Here is a 20,135-nt window from a genome sequence, read left to right on the forward strand (position 1 = left end):
GAACTAGGAGGAGCTTGCATGGACAGAAAACAAATCGTAATTATCGGTGGATCGAAGGGAATTGGAAAATCAATCGTAGAGGAGTTCATTTCTAAAGATTGTAACGTGATTTTCAGCTACTGCAAATCTGAGAGTGATGCGCTTGCAACCATAGAGAATTGTAAAAATGACGATGTAATCGTCAAAGCTCATTATTTGGACGTAACAAGCAAAGACTCGATTCAAACCTTTGTTGAATTTGTTGAACATAACTGCAGTAAGGTGCATGGAATTATTTATTGTACGGGAATCGTAAACGACCAGGCCATGATCCTTATGGAGGATGATAGTTTTGAGGAAGTTCTTCTTACGAATTTGCATGGATGTTTTTATGTCATAAAAAGTTTGCTCCCCATCGTGGACATGAAGTCAGGGGCCAGCATCGTAATTATAAGCTCTACGGGCGGAATTAGACCGGATGCTGGGCAGACGAACTATGCCGCATCGAAAGCAGGCATGATCGGGTTAATGGAATCGATGGCAAGGGAATTTGCCGAGAAAAAAATTAGAGTTAACGCAGTAGCCCCCGGTTTTATCGAGACAGATATGGTTAATATGGAAAACCCAAAAATTCAAAAATCGATTGCCCAAATCCCTATGAAGCGATTGGGTAGAACCGAGGAAGTAGCGAAAGCAGTGTACTTTTTATACAGCGATGATGCATCTTATATAACGGCTCAGACATTAGTGGTTGATGGAGGCAGATTATAGTGTCATTTCGTGAAGCTGCGAATTTGGAGAGCTGCTCTATTATACATTATTTTGAAAAAGCCGTAAAAACGAATGTTAAGGAAATCGCCGTTACGGATCAGAATGGTTCCTATACATATGAAGGTTTGGATCAGGCAAGTTCAGACATCGCCTATTATATTAAGAATCATCTGGCAAAGGAGAATCAAATCGTAGGCATACTAATGGACAGAACAAAAGAATCCATTAGCGCCATGCTTGGGATATTAAAAGCGGGACATACTTATATGGTTATGGATAAAAAATATCCTATGGAACGAATAAAGTTCATGGTTTCAGACGCTAACGTCAAATTAGTTCTTTGTGACGAACCGGAAATGATACATCATGGAGAAATTGAACATCTTGTTTATTTAAACGATATATTGGAAAATTCCGGGTGCGGTATTCCTATGAATCCCTATATTCATGACGTACATCACGGGGCATATATTATCTACACATCAGGCTCCACGGGCAAGCCTAAAGGTTTGGAAGTCAGTCATTTTAATTTGCTTGGATTGTATAAACATTGGACCAATGGCAATTTTGAACTCCAGGGTAGAAGCAGGTTAAGAACGGCCGTTATTTCACCTTTTGTTTTCGATATGAGCGTGCTCATGATATTTTTTAGCTTATTTAAGGGATATCATCTTTATATATTTTCGGATGAACAAAAACAAACCGGTAAAGATATTGTTGATTTTCTATCTGAAAATCAGATCGATTTTATGGATGCAACGCCAAATTACGTAAGGCTGATCGATAACTATCTCACTCTTCATCTAGGAAGCCGTTTAACAGTGAAAAGGATGTTTTGTATTGGAGATGTGTTAAGTTACAAATTGGCGAAAAATATCATAAACAATAGCGAATATCCGAATTTCAAGCTTTATAATACGTACGGACCAGCAGAATGCACGATATTTGTTACCTACTTTATACTGGATAGATCCAATATAGAAAAGTATTCCAAAGTATTCATCGGAAAAGCGACTAAAAACAGCTTTTTGCGAATCGTAGATGATTATTCCAATGAGTGCTTGCCAGGCCAGGTTGGAGAGCTTGTTATTTTGGGGGATAGTGTAGGGAACGGTTATATCGGTAAATGTGAAATAAAGTCCAATCCCTTTCAAGTAACTAACGGGATAAAGTCATATAGAACGGGGGATTTGGTAAGACTGGACGAAAGTGGAAACTATGAGTTCATTGGAAGAAAAGACAGACAGCATAAAGTAAATGGATACCGGATCGAGCTTGAAGAAATTGAATATTCAATAGAGTGTATAGAAGGAATTAGTGAAGTTAAAGTGCTGGTTGAAAAAGATAAATTTGGTTTTTCACGGATAAGCGCTTTTTATACAGGAGAGAGAGAATATAAGGCGGATGAAATAAGAAATAAAATAAAAAAATTGCTGCCTTATTATATGATTCCACAAGAAATACTGTACTGCAGCGAGTTTCCAACGACCCATAATGGAAAAGTGGATTATGCTGAGCTTCGAAGCCTTGCATGCGATCTTGAGGGGGAATCCCCCAATGATGTAAGCGCTTATGCTAGTTCTATGCTCTGTCAGCTGCTAGATTGCAAGATTGATGATCTAAATCGATCTTTTTTTGAAATGGGCGGCAATTCGATAACCTTGCTAGCTTTCATTAGCGGTATCAACGATAAGTTTGATTTGAATGTCGACATATCCAAAGTATATCAATCCAAGAACTTAAATAATCTTTTAAACTACTTGGGAAATCTGCAAGCAGACCAAGGTTCTTGCAACCATTCGTTTCATAGAAGCTGCAAGGAATTGATACCTGTCATTGAGCCTCAAAAGAAGCTTATCATTGAAGAACACAAACTCATGAAAAGCGCACCCAAGGAGCTAGATATTCATCGTTTTTCTTTATTGTATCAATTGATATTCCGCAAATCCATAAATGTATCGAGAATGAAAAACGCTATAAATCTGGTTATGTCAAAAAATGAAATATTTTATGTTCGTTTTTTGAAAAAAGGGAACCGCTATTTTATGAAATTGGATGACGAATATCATCGAATAGAGATCAAAACGAAGCGGAAACAAGAGCATATTTTATCGAATCTGTCGATGTTCTCGCTGGATCGCAAAGAAATGATTGAATTCATATGGGATGACGATACTTCATGTCTCTACTTACATATAAAGCATATACTGCTTGATTATATTTCAGTTCAATACTTTATCGATGATATTTTAAAGGCATATTATCATACGGGGGAACTTCCCGAAAGAAAAGGTTTTTTTTCTTACCTCAGTATGAGAAACGATATGAACGCAGAGACAGGCATCGAATATTGGAAAGAAAAAATGAAAAACAAGCCTGCTCGTACATGTATATTAGCCGATTCTTACGGGGAAAACCATTTCGATGTTATCACAACAAATTGCACGACCGAAATCTACGAATGCCTAAAAGATGCGGCTGCCAAACATGCTACCTCTATCTTTGTGGTGTTGCTTTCTGCTTTTTTGAAGGTGGTTTCCGAATATAGTCGCCAAGAAACACTGCTTATCGGTTGCTATTTTCCTGGCAGAAATTATCGATATGATAACGGGATCTTGGGCATGTTTACCAATGTCCTGCCTTTAATCATCAACATGACTAACGGCAAGGATGGCATGCTTCTGAATAAGGTTGAACAAGAGATATTAGATATCATGGAAAATCAGGACGTTTCACTGAGTAAATTATATCAGCTCATGCCTCTGTCGGACATATCTGACGGGGAGTTATTTGATATCTGTTTTAATTATCAGAATGATTGGATTGCTCGAAATGAGATATTAGACCAAGCCGTGCATATACAGACGATGAATATAGATCCTGATATTACGAACAGAGATTTTTATTTTGGCGTAATTGAAGAAAATGGTGGAATGAGATGGGAGATTAAATTTAATCGCGGTAAATATTCTGATCGATTCATTCACCGTTTTATCCATGATCTTAATAAAAAAATAGTACGATAAAAAGCTGCTAAAGCCTAAGATCAAATATGAATAAGGGACGATTATGGGAATGGAAAACATAGATATAAAAGCTATACTTCCACATCGATATCCGTTTTTGCTCGTTGATCGAATTGTGGAAGTGAAAAAAAATGAGTATGTGAAATGCCTTAAAAACGTTAGTAATAATGAACCCTTTTTTTCCGGGCATTTTCCTGAAAAAAGTATTTTTCCGGGCGTCCTATTAATAGAGGCATTGGCACAAGTTACAGGGATTATGTATGCCTATGAGCCCAATGAAGATACTGAGAGCCTGATCGGGTATCTGGCCGGAATCAAGTCCATGCGTTTTTACCGTCTAATTACTCCTGGTGATCAAATTATTTTAGAGTCAACATGCAAGATGACATGGGACAATATCATTGAAGCGGAAGTAACTGCCTACGTCGGCGATGAACTGGCAGCTAAAGGAGTTATAAGAGTAACTAAAAATGATGCATAATAGCAATAATGATGATGAAATATTGATTGCCTACATGAGTAATCAGTATGATTTCAGTTATTACAGCAAAATAAAACAGACCATCATACTGGATTATCTTCAGAAACAAAATGCCGCTTTCCATGCAGAAAATGATCAATTTCGTATTCTAACAACGAAGTACGGAAAACCCTATGTGGAATGGGATCGCCAAAGTAAATGCGCTAGTCCCGTCCACTTTTCCGTAAGCCATTCTAAAGATTACTGGATTATGGCCGTTTCATCCAATCCTGTTGGTATGGATATCGAATGGGCAAAAGAAAGAAGCTATAAAAGTGAATGCAGTATTTTTTTCCATGAAGCAGAACAGCTTTATTTAGAAAAACGGCCTTGGGAGCTAACTAAAATTTGGTCTGCAAAAGAAAGCTATTCAAAGTATTTAGGGATTGGCATGTTAAAAAGCCCCCAATTTTTTACCGTAATCGAAAATGATCACTTAATGAACAGAATAGGAACAATTGATATATTGCCATTATATTATTTTGAGGGATATCATTGCTTTATTTGTGGTCAGATAAAAAATTATAGATTAGTGAAGTATGACTGACGCAAATATAAAGTTTATAAAAAAATGACCGGATTGTTCATGTTTTTATCATATTCTTCATTTTAAAGTCTGTTGTTTTCAATTACGATAGAACCATAATCAAAATAGTATTGCGGGACTGGTTAAAGGAGCAGCATCGGGGATGGTTATTCGCCATCCGCTATTTGTGGATAACAGCCGGAATGAGCCAAGTTCCGTAAAACAAGAGGGAGAAGGGAAAATCTTGAGCACAAATACACATTCAGTCGTTATTGTCGGGTATGGAGGTATGGGAAGTTACCATGCCAAACTGATCGCAAACAACACGCGTTTGAAAGTCACAGGTACTTATGACATTTTGGAGGAACGGCGGAAAGTATCCGAAGAAGACGGTTACCCGGCCTATGAAAATTATGAAGCTGTATTAAATGATCCTGCCGTAGATGTTATTTTGATTGCAACGCCAAATGATGTTCATAAAGAGCTTGTTATCACGGCGTTAAGACATGGAAAACATGTTATTTGCGAGAAGCCTGTAACGATGTTTGTTAAGGACTTCGAAGAAATGATGGCGGTTTCAGAGGAAACCGGACGCGTCTTGATGGTTCACCAGAACCGCCGCTGGGACGAAGATTTCCTGATTATCAAAGAAATGTATGACAAAGGCATGATCGGGGACCTGTTCCAGATCGAATCCCGGGTGCATGGTGCTAACGGCATTCCTGGCGACTGGCGTCACTTGGAAGCTTATGGGGGCGGAATGCTGCTGGATTGGGGCGTTCATTTGCTTGACCAATTCGTGTTTATGATCGACAGTCGCATCAAAAGCGTAACCAGCCGCCTCAGCTTTATTTTGGGTGATGAAGTAGATGATGGCTTCGAAGCTACGTTGGAATTTGAAAATGGCGTAACTGCGATTGCCGAGGTAGGCACCACCAACTTCATTACGCTTCCGCGCTGGTATGTGAAGGGAACCGAAGGAACGGCCGTTATCGAAGACTGGTCGCTGAAGGGAAGAGCGGTGATCCAAAACCGCGAGGTGGGAAAAGTTGAACCGAAGCCGATCAAAGCCGGTGTCGGATTGACCAAAACGATGGCTCCGCCTTCCGAAGAAGCAACTCTGACGGAGTCCTTGCCAGAGCCATTCCAGCATAAGAGCAGCTTCTATGACAACTTTGCGGATGTCGTGGAAGGTGAGGCGGAACCGATCGTTAAAAACAACGAAGTACTGCGCGTTTTGAACCTGATTGAAAATGTGTTTAAAGCGGCCCGTACCCGTGAGGTAGTAAAAGACTTCGATATCTACGAGCCTAAAAACTAAGGGGATTCCAAAAGTATTCCCGATCGTCGCGAGCATGAAGGATAACCCTGGTTAATGTGAAGGGGAACCTTGGTCTAAAATTAAACAGCATATAAGTTTGATTTTCAGTGGCCGTCGAAGGAATTCGATGGTCTTTTTTCATGACAGAAGAAGTGGGAGGGGGTGTTATGCAGTCTGATTCATGTCATCTTTGGGATTAAGCGGATTAAAAAAGGTACTCCATTCGGCCGTAATGACCTCCTGGAATACCTCATTTTTCAGTCGTTTAAAATGTAATGGTCCAGTTCCGCGTGTCCGGCAAGTTACCGGATTGCAGGCCGGTGATCGTGTCATAAAGCTTTTGGGAAAGTTCTCCGATTTTACCCTCGTTAATCTTCATGGTGTGTTCTTTCCAATGCAGCTCGCCGACCGGTGAAATAACCGCAGCCGTGCCGGTGCCGAATACTTCCTCCAACAGGCCTTGCTGACTGGCTTCAAAAATTTCATCAATGGAAAGCTTGCGCTCCTCCACAGGGACTCCCCACTCTTGAAGGAGGGCGATGACCGAGCTGCGCGTGACACCCTTCAGGATGCTGCCGTTGATGGCCGGAGTAATCACTTTACCACCGATTTTAAAGAAAATGTTCATGCTTCCGACTTCTTCGATATATTTTTTTTCAATGGCATCCAGCCAAAGCACTTGGGAAAATCCATCTTTTTTGGCGTTTTCCTGGGCTTTGATGCTTGCGGCGTAGTTGCCGGCCGCTTTGGCAAACCCGATTCCGCCGCGAACGGCGCGGGTATAGTCGCTTTCGACATTGATTTTAACGGGTTCCAGACCGCCGGAGTAATAGGCGCCGACAGGCGACAAAATGACGATCAATTGATAGGTGTAAGATGAACGTACTCCAAGGCATGGTTCCGTAGCAATGATAAACGGCCTGATATATAAAGAAGTGCCTTTTTCCGTTGGAATCCAGCTTTTATCGATTTCGATCAAGGTTTTGATGGCATGGATGACAAAGTCCCCGTCGATTTCAGGAATGCCGAGACGGTCGTTGGAGCAATTCAAACGCTGCATATTTTGGTCGGGTCTGAACAACAGCACCTTGCCGGAATCCGTCAAATAGGCTTTCATGCCTTCAAATACTGCCTGGCCGTAATGGAATACCATCGCCGCAGGATCCATCACGATCGGTGCATAAGGTACGATTCTGGGATCATGCCAGCCTTTGTCCTTATGATAATCCATCACAAACATATGGTCCGTAAAATATTTGCCGAAGCCAAGCTTTTGACTATCCGGCTTTTCCCCTGGTGTTGCGGTTAACTGAACTTTGATCTCCTCGCTCATGGATACGCGCTCCCATCTTACATTATAATACATCTACTATAGTTAACAAAAAATGATTGGTCAATTCAATGTTATCAATTAAAATAATAGTTATCAACTATGGTGGAGGATTATACCATGGACTTTCGTCTGCTAGAGTATTTTTTGGCGGTATGCGAGGAACTTCATTTCACCAAAGCCGCTGCCAAATTGGGTATCAGCCAGCCGACGCTCAGCCAGCAAATCCGGCTGCTCGAAGAAAGAATCGGGACTCCTTTGTTTCGGAGAATCGGCAAACGAAATTATCTTACAGAAGCCGGACAGACGTTAAAAGAACATGCTTTGAATATTTTTCACGAGCTTGAACAGGCCCAAACGGAAATCAACGAGCTTAAGGGGATGGCGCGCGGCAAATTGACCATTGGCTGCTCCGGCAATCATTTGCTTACGGAAACGCTGATTTCTTTTCATCGCAAAATACCCGGCATCTCTATCTCGGTGCTTGAGCTTGCAACGGAAGAAACGAAAAAAGGCCTGCTGGATAACAAACTTGATCTTGGCGTGGTATTTTTGCCGCTGGATGATGACCAATTGGTCAGTATGGAGCTTTACACGGAGGAGCTTTGTCTTGCGGTTTCAGGGACGCACCCTCTGGCAGGGAAAAAGTCCGTTATGATGAAAGAGCTGGCGGAAGAACCGCTGGTTCTGTTTCCGGAAAAGTTTCTGGTACGGCGGATGATTGATGTTTACAGCAAAGAAGCCGGGCTGCGGATGGAGCCGATTATGGAGCTTTCCACCATGGATTCCATATTGCAGCTTGTACGGCTCAACGTCGGGGGAACGATTCTGCCAAGGACTTATTTGAATTTAATGCAGCATGCGGATGTACAAATCATCCCGATCGTAAATCCGGTTCCGCAGAAAAAAGTAGGCATCGTTTACCGCAAGCAAAAATTCATGAACGCCTCGGTGGCCGCTTTTATCCGTGAGCTTATCCACACCTACAATCCGTCCAAGTCGGTTGACGAGGAAGCAAATTCATAATGTAAGCAGGGTGCTTTAAATCTATTATGAAATTGATTCGAAGCTAGTCTATCAATGAGATCTACCTACTAGCGCAAAAATACTCTTTTCTGCCCGGACATAGACTTGGTATGAAGTTTTACATTATAATGAAGAGAACGAATACATATGTTCGCTTTAGTTCAAGGGAGAGAAATCATTTGCGCATTTTAGGAATTGACCCGGGGATTGCCATTGTTGGTTTTGGTTTCATCGATAAAGCCGGGAGCAAAGTGACTCCGGTGCAATACGGCTGTATTCAAACCGAAGCCCATACGCCCGATGAGGAGCGGCTGCTGCATGTGTATGAAGCCATGCTGCAGTTGATAGACAAATATAAACCGGATAGCGTCGCGTTTGAAAAGCTGTTTTTTAACCGGAACGTAACGACAGCTATGTCGGTCAGCCAGGCGCGCGGGGTTTTGATTCTGGCTGCGACCCAGCGCGGTTTGCCTGTGACGGAGTACACGCCGATGCAGGTCAAGCAGGCCATCGTCGGCTACGGCAAAGCCGAGAAGAAGCAGGTCCAGGAAATGGTGCGGATGTTTTTGCGGCTGCAGGCCGTACCCAAACCCGATGATGTAGCGGATGCTTTGGCGGTGGCAATCTGCCACGCCCATTCGTATACGTTAAATTCGAGAATAAATGAGGTATTGCGAAAATGATAGATTTTTTAAGAGGACCTGTCGCTCATCTGGAGAATGAATATATTGTGGTTGATGTTCAGGGGGTGGGATACCGTGTATTCTGCCCTAATCCATTTATTTTTGCCAAAATGGAGGGACCGGTGACCGTATATACGCATCACCACGTCCGGGAAGACGCCATGCTGCTGTTTGGTTTTCCGACCAGGGAAGAGCAGAGGCTGTTCCGCAAATTGATAGAGGTATCCGGCATCGGTCCGAAAGTTGCATTGGGCATTCTCGCGGGAGGCACGCCGGAGCATTTGGTCACGGCCATTTACCAGGAGAATATTACATTCCTGACCAAGCTGCCGGGAATCGGCAAAAAAACCGCCCAGCGCATGGTTCTTGATTTGAAAGACAAGCTGGACGGTTTCGGCACGGAAGTCATTGCAACAGGGCTGTTCGCCGTACCGGAGCCGGAAGCAGGGGATGGTTCGGCCTGGTCCGAAGCGCGGGAAGGTCTCAAGGCTTTGGGGTATACGGATGCGGAGCTTGACCGTGTATGGCTCAAGATCAAGGATGATACGGCGTTTGGGGATTCGGTGGACATATTGATGAAAAAGGCGTTAAAGCTGCTCTATGCAGGTTGAACAGGGATGGACAGCTGAGGAAAGAGGGGCGACACGAATGGAAGACCGGATCATTTCGGCCAATTTAATGATGGAAGACCAGGCGGTGGAGCTCAGCCTTCGCCCCCGATATTTGAATGAATATATTGGACAGAACCAGGTTAAGGAAAATCTCAAAATCTATATCGAAGCGGCGAAAATGCGCAACGAAGCGCTGGATCATGTGCTGCTTTACGGCCCTCCGGGCCTTGGCAAAACGACGTTGGCCAATATTATCGCCAATGAGCTTGGCGTGAATTTGCGTACCACGTCGGGGCCGGCGATCGAACGGCCGGGGGATCTGGCAGCGCTGCTGACCAATCTGCAGGAAGGCGATGTGCTCTTTATCGATGAGATCCATCGCCTGCACCGGACGGTGGAGGAGGTGCTGTATCCGGCGATGGAGGATTTTGCGCTCGATATTATGATTGGCAAAGGCCCGAGCGCGCGTTCCGTGCGCCTGGACCTGCCTCCGTTTACGCTCATCGGGGCAACGACCCGCGCCGGGCTGTTGTCCGCACCGCTTCGCGACCGGTTTGGCGTCGTCAGCCGGCTGGAGTTTTATACGGTCGATGAGCTCAGCTACATTGTGTCCCGGGGTGCGGACATCTTCGGGATTGAAATCGTGGGTGACGCTGCGGAAGAGATTGCCTTGCGCTCCAGGGGGACACCGCGGATTGCCAACCGCCTGCTGCGCAGGGTGCGTGATTATGCCCAGGTCCGCGGCGACGGCGTAATCACGCCGGCCGTTGCAGAGGAATCGCTGAAAATGCTGCAGGTGGATCCACGGGGATTGGATCAGATTGATTATAAAATGCTTACGGCAATGATCAACAGCTTTAGGGGTGGCCCTGTCGGCTTGGATACGATCGCGGCAACCATCGGGGAAGAAAGCCAGACGATCGAAGATGTCTATGAGCCGTATCTGCTGCAGATCGGTTTTCTGCAGCGGACGCCGCGCGGACGAATGGTTACGGCTGCGGCGTACCAGCATTTGGGACTCCCGATGCCGGAGCTGCGCTGACCGTAGGGGATAAGCTATACAGCAATTTTCAACTGAATAATAATGAACTACCTCTAAAAGACTTCATGGGATGCAAGGAGGAAATAAGAGAGTGAGAAACGTAACGATACCGAAAGTTGTTTCATGGTGCAGCAAAGGATTGCTTGCCGCTTTATTGGTAGCGGGGACTTTGCAGGTGCCTGGCGAGGCGGCCGCTAAGACGGCTGAACATATTCGCGTCGGATTGTATATGGATTTGGGCAGCACATATAAAGCCACAACAGGGGCGGTAACGATCTCTTCCGGCAAAGCCTGGACGGCGGGATTTAATGCAGCGGCGGGGCAAACCTCCCTGATAACGCTGGCGGCAGGAGAAGAGGCGAGATTCAGCGTCGACGGTTTCCGGGTCAAGGTGCTTGAAACGAAAGATCTGTCTGCCGCTACCGCGGCCTATAAAAAACTCGCGGCCACGGCCGACAAGCCGATATTATTTGCAGTACAATCCGCCGGGGGACAAGTTTATCAACTATACACCGGATATTATGCCAATGAGCAGACAGCCGTGTCAGCAGCAGCACGAGCAGCCAAGACCGCCGCAGCATATTTGAATGGACAAACGCCTGCCGCCAAAGGCGCCAAACATTTGACTGCAGGTACATACGCCTCCGAGAGCGAAGCCGCGGCTGCGGTAAGCACGATCAAAGCGGCAGGATTTGACGCCATGGCTGCTTTGGTGCAGACGCCTGATGGCGGCAGCCGCTATGAGGCCTGGATCGGCGAAGAAGCAAACGACAAGCAGCTGGCGGCGCTGAGCAGCAGCGTCAGCGCTGCTCTTCCGCAATTAAAGTTATCCAATGCCGACTCCAGTCTTCCGGCCTTTATCATCCGCGAGGATGTGAGTCTTGGCCAAGCCGTTAAGCATTTGCAGCTTAGCGGCAGCGAGGCCAAAGGCTGGATTGAGAGTGCGGGATCGGAACTCAAGGTGAAAGAAAAATCGAACCGTTCCTATCGCGGCGCGATGGAAATCAGTTCCTTAAACGGCCAACTGGCTTTGGTGAATGATGTTCCATTCGAGCAATATCTGTATTCGGTCGTCGGCGGCGAAGTGCCTGCCTCATGGCCGGCTGAAGCTTTGAAAGCCCAGGCGGTAGCGGGTCGCAGTTATGCGGAGTATCAAATCAGCCAAGGCAGTAAATTTAAAATCGCCGACGTCGTTGACACGACGCTAAGCCAAGTATACAACGGAACTTCGTCCGAGTCGGAAAACGTGATTAAGGCTGTCGACGATACTCAGGGAGAGGTTATACTCAAAGACGGAAAAGTGGTTGAAGCCGTATTTTCATCTAATGCCGGCGGGGTTACTGCCGATCCGTCCGAAGTGTGGAACAGCGGAGGGGACGCGTTTGCGAGCGTACCGAGCGAAGGCGATGAAGCGGCAATTAAAGGCCAGAAAATGTGGTATCATATTTTGCTTTCCTCCGGCAAATCCGGGTTTGTCCGCGAGGATAACGTAAAAGAAACCGAAACCGAAACGGTTACGGAGGGCGGACTGGCCCAAATGACGGTAACGGCCAAGGATACGAATGTCCGTCCGCTGCCGCTCATCCAATCCGATGCAAGTCCCGTAGCCAAAATGAATCCGGGCGATACGGCCGTTGTACTTGAGAAGGTTACGGAATCGGGCCCATATTCGTGGATTCGCGGGCCATACACATCAGCCGATTTGGTAAAGAGCCTGAAAGGCAAAACTGCAACTCCGGTTCCTTCCACGATCACTACGCTGGAAGTAACCAAACGGGGACCTTCCGGCCGGGTTACGGAGATGAAAGCAAACGGTCAGATCATTGACGTAAAGTATCCGGATCTGTTACGGTCCGCTTTTAATGGACTTCCAAGCACGTTGTTTGATATTGTGCAAACTGGAAGCTATACTGTACTGGGTGCAAACGGCACAACTCTTAACATCTCCGGTTCGGCCGATACGACGGTGCTTTCGGCTTCCGGACAAAGCACGGTGAAAGGCGGCGAGACCGTCGTCATGAACGGAGACCTTAACGCGCGCAGCACCGACGCCGGCTCGAGCTTCTGGTTTGTGGGCAAAGGTTACGGTCATGGACTCGGGCTCTCGCAATGGGGAGCTAAAGGGATGGCGGATGAAGGGTATGGCTACCAGGATATATTGAAACACTATTATCAGAACGTTACTATTGTTAAGGAATGACACAAATATGAATGTAGAGATGTATGACTTTGATTTGCCAGAGGAATTGATTGCCCAGACTCCGCTGCTGGAACGTACGGCATCGCGTTTGCTGACGCTGAACAAGCGCAGCGGGGCTATTGCCCATCATACCTTTAAAGATATTGTTGATCAGCTTCAATCCGGAGATACGCTTGTACTGAATGATACCCGGGTGATTCCCGCAAGATTGTTCGGAATCAAAGAGGATACGGGCGCCAAAGCGGAAGTGCTGCTTTTAAAAAATCTCGGCGAAGACCGCTGGGAAGCGCTCGTAAAACCCGGTAAAAAGCTGAAAACGGGCAGTGTTATCGTCTTTGGGGACGAACTTAAGGCGACGGTCGAAGAGGAAGGCGATATGGGAGAACGGGTGCTGAAGTTTTCCTATCAGGGAATCTTCCAGGAGATTTTAGACCGTTTGGGTCAAATGCCGCTTCCTCCCTATATCAAAGAAAAGCTTGACGATCGGGAGCGTTATCAAACCGTTTACTCCCGGAATGAGGGTTCTGCGGCTGCGCCGACGGCGGGCTTGCATTTTACCAAAGAGCTTTTGGAGGAAATCCGCCGCAAAGGCGTCACGATTGCCTATTTAACTCTCCATGTCGGCCTTGGCACATTTCGTCCGATCTCTGTCGACCGGATTGAGGATCATGTGATGCATTCGGAATATTATTCGATTTCCCAAGAAACGGTCGATATTTTAAATGCGGCGCGCGCACGTGGCGGACGAATTATTGCGGTAGGCACTACCTCATGCCGGACGCTGGAAACGGTAGGAAGCCGCTATATGGACGGACCGCTTGAGGCATGCAGCGGCTGGACGGATATTTTTATTTATCCGGGGTATGAATTTAAGGTGGTGGATGCTCTCATCACGAACTTTCATCTGCCGAAGTCTACGCTGGTGATGCTGGTCAGCGCATTGGCGGGCAGGGAGCATATTTTGCATGCGTATGAAGAAGCCATCAAAGAGAAGTACCGCTTTTTCAGCTTCGGCGACGCGATGTTTATCTATTAAGTCCGGTTATAGCGGAATTACAGAGGATGGTAATATAAATGACAGCAGCAGTTTATTATGAACATATCAAAACTTGCAAACAATCAGGAGCCCGACTTGGCCGCGTCCACACTCCCCATGGTGTGATTGAAACGCCCACCTTTATGCCGGTGGGGACGTTGGCAACGGTCAAAACCATGAGTCCTGAAGAACTCAAAGCGATGGATGCGCAAATCATTTTGAGCAACACCTATCATTTATTCCTTCGTCCCGGGCATGATATCGTCCGGGAAGCGGGGGGACTTCACAAGTTTATGAATTGGGACCGTCCGATTTTGACCGACAGCGGCGGTTTCCAGGTGTTCAGTTTGAGCGAAATGCGCAAAATTACCGAGGAAGGCGTTCATTTCCGCTCCCATTTGAACGGGGACAAGCTGTTTCTTTCTCCCGAGGTAGCGATGGAAATTCAGAACGCGCTCGGTTCCGATATCATGATGGCATTTGATGAATGCCCGCCATATCCGGCGGAATACGATTATGTGAAAAATTCGCTGGAGCGCACGACCAGATGGGCCGAACGCTGCCTCCAAAGCCATAAGCGTCCGCATGACCAAGGGCTCTTTGCCATCGTTCAGGGCGGCATGTATGAAGATTTGCGCAAACAAAGCGCCCGTGATTTGACTTCCATGGATTTCCCGGGGTATGCTATTGGTGGACTCAGCGTTGGAGAGTCCAAGCAGCTTATGTATGAAGTGTTGGATTATACCGTTCCTTTGCTTCCCGACAACAAGCCGCGTTATCTGATGGGCGTCGGATCTCCGGATGCGCTGATTGAGGGTTCGATTCGGGGAGTGGACATGTTTGACTGTGTTCTTCCGACTCGGATTGCACGTAACGGAACGACAATGACAAGCCAGGGACGGCTCGTGGTCCGAAACGCTCAATACGCCAGAGATTTTGGTCCCCTTGACCCTGCATGCGATTGCTATACTTGCCGGAACTATTCAAGAGCCTATCTGCGGCATCTGATTAAAGCCGACGAGACATTTGGCTTGAGACTGACGACGTATCATAACTTGCATTTCCTCATCAATTTGATGAAGAAAGTGCGGCAAAGCATCATGGAAGACAGGCTGCTTGATTTTCGCGATGAGTTTTTTGAACAGTATGGGCTTCATGAAAATGATAAAGGTTTCTAAGCCAGGGATCTTTTTTGCAAGTCCCAAAACAGCATTACAGGGTTAGTCCATGAAAGGGGGGAAAAGAGAACATGTTTAATATGTTTGAAAGCTTTGAATTGGCTGCGGATGCGACTCCAGCTGGGGGCGGCGGTCTTGTAGGTTTGATTCTGCCGCTTGTTTTGATGTTTGCGATCTTCTATTTCCTGCTGATTCGTCCGCAACAAAAGAAACAAAAAAGCCGCAATTTGATGCTGGGCGCATTGAAAAAAGGCGATAAAGTGGTGACGATCGGCGGTCTTCACGGAACCATCATGGAAATTACGGATGACGTCGTTGTGCTGCGGGTGAATGATGTAACCAAGCTGACATTTGACCGCAGTTCGATCAGTCATGCCAAAAGCAGTCCGGCTGAAAGCGAAAGCTAAACCGAAGCTACATAAGTTGGCTTTGATTCTAACTATAGGTAATGATCAAAAAGGCAGCTTCCCCTGGGGAAGCTGCCTTTTTGGCAATAAGATGTTCTGATTAAAAGCTATCAAACATTCTGCCGGACTGGCGAATCATATAACGATCCTTTTCTTTCAGAGAGAGCTTGGCAAACAAGATGCCGAGATTCGAAGCCAGAAGCCCCAGAATCGTACCTGCGACCATGTCCGTCAACCAGTGGATGCCCAAATAAAAGATGCTGAAGATAATAATAATGGCGCTGATCGTCGTGATGATCCCAAATCGGCGGTTACCCGACCGCAAACCTAAAACCATCAGGGTAACGGAAATGGATGTATGAAGACTTGGGAAGCAGTTGTCCAGACCGGATAAAGGCCTGTACTCCTTTTCGAAATTCGAAAATACATCAAGCATCAAGAAGGAGACCCCCGAAGGCGGGTACGACCAAACTTCGTTGACCGGAAAAAAGAGATAAAACGGTATAGCAATAGTGTAGTTAATTATGATTGCAATACAGGTCGCGAGAACAAATACTTTATTTTGCTCGGAAATATATACGCCAATCGAAGCGACGAGCAGTGATTGAAACACGACGACATAGAAGAAAACAGAGACAGGCGTAATATAGCTGCTGTGGAAAAAGTCTTGCAAATTTTTTACAAAATGACCTTCAAGACCGAAAACCCAAGGCGTAAAGTCATAATGCAAATCGAGCATTTTCTCTACCTGCAATTCGTAACTATTGACCAGGAGAATACCTACCATAATGGCAAAGAACAGCAAAAATTTACGAGAGACAAGCAATTCCTTAATAAAAAGATAAGCTGCTTTTAACGGATTGCGGAGCGTACCCAGCCAAATCAATAAGAGAATCGTTATTCCTGAGGCAATGGATATGCTCAGCATGGATTGATATAGCAAATTTGAAGAAGCCTCCTCTTGTAAGAATCAACTGGAATTAGTTTACCACATTTCAAGAGAAGAGACCTCTATTAATTATTTTTCAGGTTTACACCGAACATGCCGCCAAGGGCTGCCGAAGCAAACACGGTACTAACAAGTACCAGGTCTCCGACGCGAAGATGGCTGTCCAGTGCGAGAAATCCGATCAGCATAATCATCAGACCGTATAAAATGCCGGTAACCCCGCCATTGTACCAGCCCCTTTTTCCCGATCGCTTGCCGGCAATCAGTCCGCCGAGGGCGGCTGCGATGGCATGAACTACATAAACGTAGCGGGAGAGGTTTTCCTCATTCATTCCGCTGGACCAGAGCAAAAGCGAGAGGACAAGCGCGCCGATCATCATCCAGAGGAAAGAATAATACAGTCCCGACAGGATCGGGTTGGTGATACGGAAAGAAAATACGCGCCGGATCATGTGCATAACTAGAACCCCCTTAATATAATCCTTATTCCTTAAGTTATTGTAAATCTATGTCCAAGCCTTACCGGGTAGTACAAGTAATTTTCTAATCGCTATACCGCTGCGGAAGTGCATGGGAAAATTGGAAAACGGCCAAAATATCAGCATAAGTTTCCGCGAAAGAAGACGAGAAAGGAAGTTGGCCATATGACGTCGCATGTACTGATCATCGTTTTTCGTACCGTACTCATGTATTTCGTCATTTATTTAACGCTTAGGATTATGGGTAAGAGGGAAATCGGCAAATTATCCATTTTCGATCTCGTCATATCCATCATGATTGCAGAGATTGGCGTATTCGTGTTGGAGGATATCATGCGCCCGATCTCTGACGGCATTGTTCCAATGGTCACACTCGTCATCATCCAACTCTCCATCGCTTATATCAGCTTAAAGAGCAGAAAAATTCGCTTGTTATTTGAGGGAAAGCCGAGCATTCTGGTATCGGACGGCAAATTGCATCGGGGTGAAATGAAAAAACAGCGCTATAATCTGGATGATCTGCTGCAGCAGCTGCGCGGGCAAAACATTAAAAATATTGCCGATGTGGAATTTGCCATCCTGGAGAATTCTGGACAGCTTACAGTCATTCCTAAATCCAAATCCGAAACGAATCGGAACCCTTCCGCACGCCTGCATCCTGAAGTAGAGTTAGGATATAAAGCGCAATTCAAGCCCAAATCGAGAAAAAAAGTGCTCGTTCCGGCCGGATCGTTCAGCTACAGCACGCTTCCTATTCCGCTGATTATGGATGGGATTGTGCAGGATGACAACTTGCGCCTTCTGAAAAAAAACCGCTTCTGGCTAAAAAACCAAATTCAAAAACGGGGCGCCGCCGAGTTTAAGGATGTTTTTTTATGCTCCATTGATCATCAGGGCAGGGTGTATGTCGACCGGAAATAATCAGTGATTTTCATGCCGCTGGATTTCGGGGTTCGTCGGATGGGCCAAACCATCTGCCGATCACGGGCACTCTTCTGAGGTCGCGCGGCGAAACCAGCTTGATCGCAAAGACACTAATCAAAAAACCAACGACACCGGCCAGAAGTGCCGCGAAGAATTGAAACCAGCTGACATTGTTAAAAGGCAAATAACGGTAGGCATAGGTTGTTATCGCTGCCATGATGATCATGGCGCACGCAAGCTTCAGCATGTCAATCAGCTTGAAGCGGTACGCAAGCAGGCGGCTGACGCTGTAGCCGTGCATAACGGTGACGATAATACTGTTAGCGATAATGGCGATGACGGCGCCGTAAATCCCGTATTGAGGCTGCGAGGATAGGTACCAGATCAGAAAAAGTTTGGTCGATGCGCCAACCAGCATGTTAAACAGTGCTCTACCCGGCCGATCCAATGCCTGCAGCGCTGCCTGCAGCGGAGCCTGTACATATAGAAAAAGCGCAAACGGGGCGAGCATGCGCAGCATTCCCGAGATTTCCGTATTGTTGTACAGCAGCCCGCACAGCGGTTCGGCCAGCACATACATAACGACGGCAAAAGGTGCGCCGGTAACCAGGGCCAGACGGATGGTTTGATTCATCCGCTTGTGAATGGTGATCCGGTCTTTGCGGGCGGCCGCTTCGGACAATGACGGAACCAGGGAGACTGCCAGGGATGAGGTCAACGCCCCGGGCAAAAGCAAAACGGGAATGATCATGCCCTGCAGGGCGCCGTACTGCGCCGTGGCTACGGATGTCGCGATCCCGGCGATCGCAAGGCTTTGGGCGGTAATGATGGATTCAAACAGATAGGAGAAAGAACCGACGAGTTTGCCTGCCGTGACGGGGACGGTAATGTTCATCAGACGGTAAAACAGACCGCGTTTTTCCAGGGCGCTGCGTTTTGCTTGATCCGCCGCCTCGGAAGGCAAATGCCGTTCTTTACGGAATTGCCACAGCAGGGCAAGCAGTCCGAAAAACTCGCCTGCCGTTACCCCAAGCATGGCCCCGGCTGCGGCAAAAGCAAGTCCCTTTGGCAGCAGCAAATACGAAAACCATAACATGCATACGATTCTGGCCAGGGTTTCGATGATAGAAGAAGAGGCGGAAGGAATCATATTTTGTTTGCCCTGAAAGTACCCCCTGTACACGGATGATACCGCTACGATGACAAGCATCGGACTCATGCTGATAAAGGTGTAATATACGCGCGAATCCGTCAAAATATTTTGCGTGACCCATGGGGATAGCCAAATGGAGAGCATCATAAACAGAATTCCCAAGCCGACCGTCAGGATAAGGCTGACCCGGAGGACGAAAGCCGAATTTTGCGGCTTGTTCTCCGTCTCGGCTTCGGATACCAGCTTGGCCACCGCAAGCGGAATGCCACCTGTGATTACGGTGACCAGCACCAGAAAAAAGGGATAACCCAGCTGGTAAATGCCGACACCTTCGGCTCCGATGATCCGGGGCAGGGCGATCCGCGGAATAAAACCCAGGATCCGGTTAACGATTCCGGCTGCAAGCAAAATCATCGTGCCTTGAATAAACGTCTGTTTTTTAGGCGTTAGCTTGTTCAATTGTCCACTCCCTCTTCCATGTCGAAGCTCTGCTGCAACAGCAATTGTGACAGACCTTTTGTATATATGGATATGCTCTACTCGTCCATTCATACCACGGACTTTTTACAGCAGAACATTTGTGGGAAAAGAAGGAATAGGGGCCGTGAAGGGCGAATGTAGATTATACTAGACTTGAGAGTGACATCAGGCAAGCAGAGAGGAGGCTACACATGGTGGGCCCGGAGCAGATGAGTGAAAGCGAAATTGACGCCGTGATCGAGGCTTTATGCCAAAGCAAGGCGGAGGAATTCAGACTTGTCGGATATGAGTATGTCACCAGCAAAGACGTTTGGAAATGCATCAGCAGCAAATACGAAAAGGAAGGAATTCCTCCACTCTACAAACTGGTTAACGATATTCTCTCGCTTAAGGCGTTGACGTTTATGAACTATATGACAATATCTGCATATAAAGGTTCCTCTTTCGATTAAGGAAGAGGAACCTTTTCTGGTCGGCCTATGCAGGAGGAAAAG

The 20,135-nt window shown here is 46.4% G+C and carries 19 protein-coding genes; 15 read left to right on the forward strand and 4 right to left on the reverse strand.

Annotation, left to right across the window (positions count from 1 at the left end):
* The first annotated feature begins 18 nt into the window (after positions 1–18).
* From L6442_RS08830 to L6442_RS08850, 5 genes are all read left to right on the forward strand, one after another.
* On the forward strand, positions 19–750 hold the full coding sequence (locus L6442_RS08830) for an SDR family NAD(P)-dependent oxidoreductase (protein WP_212979758.1): 732 nt from the start codon (positions 19–21) through the stop codon (positions 748–750).
* A complete protein-coding gene (locus tag L6442_RS08835) occupies positions 750–3,776 on the forward strand; it encodes an amino acid adenylation domain-containing protein (RefSeq protein ID WP_212979759.1) in 3,027 nt (1,008 codons plus the stop codon). Before L6442_RS08830 ends, L6442_RS08835 begins: the two co-directional genes overlap by 1 nt.
* 49 nt (positions 3,777–3,825) lie before the next feature.
* The gene (gene fabZ / locus L6442_RS08840) at positions 3,826–4,257 is read left to right on the forward strand and encodes a 3-hydroxyacyl-ACP dehydratase FabZ (RefSeq protein ID WP_212979760.1); all 432 of its coding nucleotides are present in this window, start codon (positions 3,826–3,828) and stop codon (positions 4,255–4,257) included.
* Positions 4,247–4,843 (forward strand): 4'-phosphopantetheinyl transferase family protein, encoded by a 597-nt coding sequence (locus tag L6442_RS08845; RefSeq protein ID WP_194232345.1) that lies wholly within the window; start codon positions 4,247–4,249, stop codon positions 4,841–4,843. The genes fabZ and L6442_RS08845 overlap by 11 nt, the downstream gene beginning before the upstream one ends.
* Positions 4,844–5,066: 223 nt before the next feature.
* Positions 5,067–6,143, forward strand: a complete 1,077-nt coding sequence (locus tag L6442_RS08850; RefSeq protein WP_272880325.1) for a Gfo/Idh/MocA family protein — start codon at positions 5,067–5,069, stop codon at positions 6,141–6,143.
* 265 nt (positions 6,144–6,408) lie between these two features.
* Here L6442_RS08850 and L6442_RS08855 read toward each other — a convergent pair whose 3' ends face one another.
* On the reverse strand, positions 6,409–7,476 hold the full coding sequence (locus tag L6442_RS08855; protein WP_212979762.1) for a branched-chain amino acid aminotransferase: 1,068 nt from the start codon (positions 7,474–7,476) through the stop codon (positions 6,409–6,411).
* Between the two features lie 117 nt (positions 7,477–7,593).
* On the opposite strand from L6442_RS08855, the gene L6442_RS08860 reads away from it, so the two are divergent.
* From L6442_RS08860 to yajC, 8 genes are all read left to right on the forward strand, one after another.
* Entirely contained in the window at positions 7,594–8,499 is a 906-nt protein-coding gene (locus tag L6442_RS08860) for a LysR family transcriptional regulator (RefSeq protein ID WP_212979763.1), read from the forward strand.
* Positions 8,500–8,678: 179 nt separating this feature from the next.
* Positions 8,679–9,182, forward strand: a complete 504-nt coding sequence (ruvC, locus tag L6442_RS08865; protein WP_194232341.1) for a crossover junction endodeoxyribonuclease RuvC — start codon at positions 8,679–8,681, stop codon at positions 9,180–9,182.
* Positions 9,179–9,793: a Holliday junction branch migration protein RuvA gene (gene ruvA, locus L6442_RS08870; RefSeq protein WP_194232340.1), complete on the forward strand. Its 615-nt coding sequence runs from the start codon at positions 9,179–9,181 to the stop codon at positions 9,791–9,793. The genes ruvC and ruvA overlap by 4 nt, the downstream gene beginning before the upstream one ends.
* 37 nt (positions 9,794–9,830) lie before the next feature.
* Positions 9,831–10,835 (forward strand): Holliday junction branch migration DNA helicase RuvB, encoded by a 1,005-nt coding sequence (ruvB, locus tag L6442_RS08875; RefSeq protein ID WP_212979830.1) that lies wholly within the window; start codon positions 9,831–9,833, stop codon positions 10,833–10,835.
* Positions 10,836–10,926: 91 nt separating this feature from the next.
* Positions 10,927–13,035 carry a SpoIID/LytB domain-containing protein gene (locus L6442_RS08880; RefSeq protein WP_237100272.1) on the forward strand — a complete coding sequence of 703 codons (2,109 nt, stop codon included), beginning with the start codon at positions 10,927–10,929 and terminating at the stop codon, positions 13,033–13,035.
* 7 nt (positions 13,036–13,042) lie between these two features.
* Positions 13,043–14,071, forward strand: a complete 1,029-nt coding sequence (queA, locus tag L6442_RS08885; RefSeq protein ID WP_212979765.1) for a tRNA preQ1(34) S-adenosylmethionine ribosyltransferase-isomerase QueA — start codon at positions 13,043–13,045, stop codon at positions 14,069–14,071.
* A 38-nt stretch (positions 14,072–14,109) separates the two neighbouring features.
* On the forward strand, positions 14,110–15,249 hold the full coding sequence (tgt, locus tag L6442_RS08890; RefSeq protein ID WP_194232336.1) for a tRNA guanosine(34) transglycosylase Tgt: 1,140 nt from the start codon (positions 14,110–14,112) through the stop codon (positions 15,247–15,249).
* A gap of 80 nt (positions 15,250–15,329) precedes the next feature.
* Positions 15,330–15,656, forward strand: a complete 327-nt coding sequence (yajC, locus tag L6442_RS08895) for a preprotein translocase subunit YajC (protein ID WP_212979831.1) — start codon at positions 15,330–15,332, stop codon at positions 15,654–15,656.
* A 100-nt stretch (positions 15,657–15,756) separates the two neighbouring features.
* On the opposite strand, the gene L6442_RS08900 is transcribed toward yajC, so the two are convergent.
* Positions 15,757–16,599 (reverse strand): phosphatase PAP2 family protein, encoded by an 843-nt coding sequence (locus tag L6442_RS08900; RefSeq protein WP_237100273.1) that lies wholly within the window; start codon positions 16,597–16,599, stop codon positions 15,757–15,759.
* Between the two features lie 71 nt (positions 16,600–16,670).
* Complete coding sequence (locus L6442_RS08905) at positions 16,671–17,063, reverse strand: TIGR04086 family membrane protein (protein WP_194232335.1); 393 nt, start codon at positions 17,061–17,063, stop codon at positions 16,671–16,673.
* A 186-nt stretch (positions 17,064–17,249) separates the two neighbouring features.
* Between L6442_RS08905 and L6442_RS08910 the strand changes: the two genes are divergently transcribed.
* A complete protein-coding gene (locus tag L6442_RS08910; protein WP_194232334.1) occupies positions 17,250–18,005 on the forward strand; it encodes a YetF domain-containing protein in 756 nt (251 codons plus the stop codon).
* A 10-nt stretch (positions 18,006–18,015) separates the two neighbouring features.
* On the opposite strand, the gene spoVB is transcribed toward L6442_RS08910, so the two are convergent.
* Entirely contained in the window at positions 18,016–19,713 is a 1,698-nt protein-coding gene (gene spoVB, locus L6442_RS08915; protein WP_212979766.1) for a stage V sporulation protein B, read from the reverse strand.
* Positions 19,714–19,832: 119 nt separating this feature from the next.
* On the opposite strand from spoVB, the gene L6442_RS08920 reads away from it, so the two are divergent.
* Positions 19,833–20,093, forward strand: coding sequence for a post-transcriptional regulator (locus L6442_RS08920; protein ID WP_228101162.1), 261 nt, complete (start codon positions 19,833–19,835; stop codon positions 20,091–20,093).
* The last annotated feature ends 42 nt before the right edge of the window (positions 20,094–20,135 follow it).

The organism is Paenibacillus azoreducens (genome assembly GCF_021654775.1).
Taxonomy (GTDB): domain Bacteria; phylum Bacillota; class Bacilli; order Paenibacillales; family Paenibacillaceae; genus Paenibacillus_AQ; species Paenibacillus_AQ azoreducens.